The 3,706-nt window shown below is 49.9% G+C and carries 7 protein-coding genes; 2 read left to right on the top strand and 5 right to left on the bottom strand.

Annotated features, from left to right (window positions below; genetic code table 11):
• Positions 1 to 124: 124 nt before the first annotated feature.
• The 5 genes from E1189_RS03335 to E1189_RS03315 form a co-directional block, all read right to left on the bottom strand.
• On the bottom strand, positions 125 to 322 hold the full coding sequence (locus E1189_RS03335) for a hypothetical protein (RefSeq protein ID WP_155158626.1): 198 nt from the start codon (positions 320 to 322) through the stop codon (positions 125 to 127).
• 38 nt (positions 323 to 360) lie between these two features.
• On the bottom strand, positions 361 to 750 hold the full coding sequence (locus E1189_RS03330) for a LuxR C-terminal-related transcriptional regulator (protein WP_155158625.1): 390 nt from the start codon (positions 748 to 750) through the stop codon (positions 361 to 363).
• Positions 751 to 914: 164 nt separating this feature from the next.
• Positions 915 to 1,916: a hypothetical protein gene (locus E1189_RS03325; RefSeq protein WP_155158624.1), complete on the bottom strand. Its 1,002-nt coding sequence runs from the start codon at positions 1,914 to 1,916 to the stop codon at positions 915 to 917.
• A 51-nt stretch (positions 1,917 to 1,967) separates the two neighbouring features.
• Positions 1,968 to 2,216, bottom strand: coding sequence for a hypothetical protein (locus tag E1189_RS03320; RefSeq protein ID WP_155158623.1), 249 nt, complete (start codon positions 2,214 to 2,216; stop codon positions 1,968 to 1,970).
• A gap of 32 nt (positions 2,217 to 2,248) precedes the next feature.
• Positions 2,249 to 2,812 carry a helix-turn-helix domain-containing protein gene (locus tag E1189_RS03315; RefSeq protein WP_196221146.1) on the bottom strand — a complete coding sequence of 188 codons (564 nt, stop codon included), beginning with the start codon at positions 2,810 to 2,812 and terminating at the stop codon, positions 2,249 to 2,251.
• 151 nt (positions 2,813 to 2,963) lie between these two features.
• Here E1189_RS03315 and E1189_RS26150 point away from each other — a divergent pair, with 151 nt between their 5' ends.
• Entirely contained in the window at positions 2,964 to 3,176 is a 213-nt protein-coding gene (locus E1189_RS26150) for a Cro/CI family transcriptional regulator (RefSeq protein WP_155158621.1), read from the top strand.
• Positions 3,177 to 3,359: 183 nt separating this feature from the next.
• Positions 3,360 to 3,706: hypothetical protein (locus tag E1189_RS03305; RefSeq protein WP_230460109.1), on the top strand; the 347-nt coding region annotated here is incomplete at its 3' end.

Raw genomic sequence — 3,706 nt, 5'->3', positions numbered from 1 at the left:
CGGCTGTTCCTTGAGCGCATCCTCCAGCTGTTCACCGGTGAGGGCGAACTGATCACTGAAGGTGTAGATGATGGCGTGTTTAAACATGTTTCCCCCGAAACTGTAAAAATGTTGAGCAAAAGGTTCAGGCCGCTTTGCGTTTGTAGCTGCCCAGCCCTTTGATACGACGACCAGTGCAAGTAGCCCGCCAGACACCGCCCTGCTTTACGCATGTCCAGCCAATGCTGTGCCCCTGATTCGCCGCTTTAATGCCCCGCACCAGATCGGCAGGGCTTCCGCCCTCGAAACTGGCTCCCACTGCGGGTGCTGTGCCTTTTTTCATGGTCCCCTCCATCCCTTGCTCGTTATTGTTGAACGTTGTTATACCCGGATGCCTGCTATGTACTTGCGGCCTGTCCGGTTGGTTCTCACCAGTCGCACCTGTGTTCTCACCGGCTGACGCTTTACAAACTCCGCACTGGTGGACATAAGCGACACCTGACAAAACATCAGCATCACCGCCAGTGGTGTCACAATGCCCTGACGAAAAGCCTCGGCCACCAGCCCGTACATTCTTTCGCTGCCCATCTTGGCCAGCAGACGCTTGCGGTAGGTTTCTGCTGAGGATTTGGTGAGTCCCATAATCCGGCCAGCGGCCTCTGCGTCTTTGTCCTCAACCACCCACAGCAGCATTTCCGATTCCCGTTCCGTGAGAATGTTGTTGGGTTCTATGCGGAACCGGCGGCCTGTGTGGGGTGTTTTTGTTTTCATTTCTGCGTTTGTGTTGTGCCTTTAGGTATAAGATTAAGTTATGTTTATGCACGTGTAAGCAAAAACTGTATAAACATTTTTTTCTGTGGCGTAAAAAAGTGTATGGGCACAAAAAAAGCCCCGACAGTGCGGGGCTTTGTTTAGCTGAGGGGGGGAGTGGGTAATCAGTTTGTGTGGGATCGTTCGCCGGATCGGGTCGGATCAGCCAGGCCAATGTAGTCGGTGATTATGCGCTGGGTGCGTTTGGGGTGAATATGAATCTCAATCTGCAGAGTGATTGCTGTATTGGTATCCATGTGTTGCTTGATCTTCTCGGCATCACCAGAGCTGAAGAGATCGCCACTGATTTCGGCTTGCGTTCTGGTATACGTAACCGGATCGGTCAAAACAACGGTTGCCTTTTTTCCCGTACCTCTATTGGCAATGTAGCCATCCACATAATAGTCCCCTGTGGTGATTCGGGTTTCTTCTTCGTTCAGGGTTTCAATGTGCTCTCTGAGGCTTTTGATTTCAGCGGGTGTCATGGGCACATCATTAACTTTGGCTTCGTCCAGATCAGGGGCAGCGAGCAGGGGCGCAGCCTGCCCCTTGCCAGCCTCAAGGGCTGCCCGGGCAAGAGTGTGTGAATCCTTAACCAGCTCGCCAATCATAGCCATGTTCTGTTGCTGAATGCGGCCTTCTTCGTTCCGGGCCTGCAGTCTTTGTTTTTCCCCAAAGTGCTGGCGCAGGGCATGTATACCCCAGCCCATAAACAGAAACCCGAAGAGTGAGATAATGGTCATTGCCTTATGTTCACTGTCCATGTCCTTTATCGTCTCATTGATTATATTCAACAGCTGATCGGTGTATTGAAACACAAAATCCAGAACGGCGGAGCCTTCCGAGAGGGAAAAATCCATTTTCAGGGCGTGCTTTTCTTCCCGGGACAGCAGGCGAATATCCGTGGTGCCACGGGTGAACAGGCAGTAAGCCCGCATGATAGCGTTCTGCGTATCTTGCAGCGACTTCACAACATCATAGGGGATATTGCCGTTGTAGCCTGGGCCATCCAGAGTGATCTTGAATCCCGGCTTCAGGTGGGATTGCAGCAGGCTGTAAGCCTCTTCATAGTCGCCGCTTTTGAGAATGCGCTCAATGCTGGCTTCACTGATTAACGGGGTGTCCATACCTGCTGCGTCCTGACTGTACTCGATATTGTTAGATTGACTTCTGGTGAATTATGAGGGTTTGTTGCTCATGAGGTTCTTGAACTCCTCAAGGGCTTTGTTGTGTTTGTGTGTGCAGTGGTCACCAATCGCTATGGATAACACCCAGCAGATAATGGGGCCGATGATGGATGGCGCTGTAACAATGGCGATAACTATAAGAATAATTGCGCCCACAATGTGGGAATACAGCAGGCCGAGAGGGCCGAGAAAAAACGTTAGAAAGAAGGAGAGTGAGCGGGACTTCTGGTTAAGGTTCATGGTTGGCCTTTTCTTCCATGTGTTGCTGGTTGTTAGTAATAGGCTTTTACAACATAAATCTCGTCGTCATCATCAACTGGATTGGGGATGATCACGACATCACCTTCAAACAGACCGGCGGCCGTAATGGCTTCACGGTCAATAAGGGGAGAGAGAGAGACAGACAGTTCACGTTCATAGGTCACTTCAGGAATGATGCACTTCCACCCTCTGTTGCTGGTGGTGTGCTTTCTGATGATAACTGTGGCTCTCTCATACTTTCTGGCAATACTGCCTTCCAGAGGTTCTACGCTCTGGCGGTGAACGACTTTTTTGCTGAGCTTTGACAGGTAGGGTGACGGGTCAAAGTTCGGTAGTTCAGGATCCATCACCCCTTTCCCGGATGCCAGCCACTCGGTGTTAACCCGCATGTGGTTTGCAAGTTTCTTCAAAATCTCATCAGTAGGGGTATCGGTTTTCCCTTTTTCAATGTTGATGATGGTGTATCTGGATACGCCGGTTTCGTCCTGCATCTCGTGCTGGGTCATTTTCAGACGCCTGTTTAGCCTCTCTTTAGCGGAAGCTCTGGCCAGATAGAACCTGTCTTTTAAGGGCATTTTTTCCATTCCTTGATCATAAAAACTGTCCAATAAACAGAACATTGCACACTTTAGCCTCTTCTCGTTGCTGGTGTGGTCAAATGTGGATTCCATGTATTTGTGTGTATACACGTTTGATAAACATGTTTAACGGCATTAACATTCAGTTATGAACACATACCAAAAACTACTTAAGCGGTTTGATGGCAATAAGAGCAGGGTCGCAAAGGCTCTCGGAATCTCACAGCCCGCCGTGACTCAGTGGAAAGGTGTTATTCCAAGGAGTCAGGCTGACCGTGTCGATGAGCTGACCGGGGGAGAGATCAGCATTGCCGAGATCGTGAGAGATCACAGAAGGGCAAGACAGGTACGAGATAAATAATTGCCTGTTTTCGAATAAAAATCATGTCCCGGTATTGGGACGATCGGGGGAACCATGACCGAATACAAAAAACTTCAACATAAAACCAAAGCTGGTGGACGTTTTACCATTCTGCCACAGCGAAGCGCTGTGAACGCGCCTGTTTTCAATCAGCCTGCTCCTGCTGGGCAATAGGGGGTTGTGGTGAGCGAGACATTACCTGATCTGACCCTTTTGTTAAGTCGGCCTATTGCGTTCCAGCGCCCTTATGCAGAGCTGGCCGGTTCTGCTGCTGGTGGATTATTCCTGAGTCAGGCTGTGTACTGGACTGAGCGCAGCCAGCATCCGGGAGGATGGTTTTATACATCCCAGGGCGAATGGTATGAGCAGATCATGCTGAAGCGTTCCGAGCAGGAAAGGGCCCGCAAAGAACTTCGCAATGCCGGTGTTCTAGAAGAGAAGCGAAAGGGAAATCCTGCCCGTTTGTGGTTTCGTGTTAACAAAAACAAACTGAACAGGCTTTTGTTAAATCTTGTTGAAAATCAACAGTA

The sequence above is a fragment of the Parendozoicomonas verongulae genome (genome assembly GCF_009711465.1).
GTDB lineage: Bacteria > Pseudomonadota > Gammaproteobacteria > Pseudomonadales > Endozoicomonadaceae > Sansalvadorimonas > Sansalvadorimonas verongulae.
This window is presented reverse-complemented; position numbering and strand designations above follow the sequence as displayed.

What these genes read in the sequence shown, in the direction of transcription:
- E1189_RS03335 (WP_155158626.1), bottom strand. Translation starts at nt 322, where the DNA reads ATGAAAAAAGGCACAGCACCCGCAGTGGGAGCCAGTTTCGAGGGCGGA.
- E1189_RS03330 (WP_155158625.1), bottom strand. Translation starts at nt 750, where the DNA reads ATGAAAACAAAAACACCCCACACAGGCCGCCGGTTCCGCATAGAACCC.
- E1189_RS03325 (WP_155158624.1), bottom strand. Translation starts at nt 1,916, where the DNA reads ATGGACACCCCGTTAATCAGTGAAGCCAGCATTGAGCGCATTCTCAAA.
- E1189_RS03320 (WP_155158623.1), bottom strand. Translation starts at nt 2,216, where the DNA reads ATGAACCTTAACCAGAAGTCCCGCTCACTCTCCTTCTTTCTAACGTTT.
- E1189_RS03315 (WP_196221146.1), bottom strand. Translation starts at nt 2,812, where the DNA reads ATGCCCTTAAAAGACAGGTTCTATCTGGCCAGAGCTTCCGCTAAAGAG.
- E1189_RS26150 (WP_155158621.1), top strand. Translation starts at nt 2,964, where the DNA reads ATGAACACATACCAAAAACTACTTAAGCGGTTTGATGGCAATAAGAGC.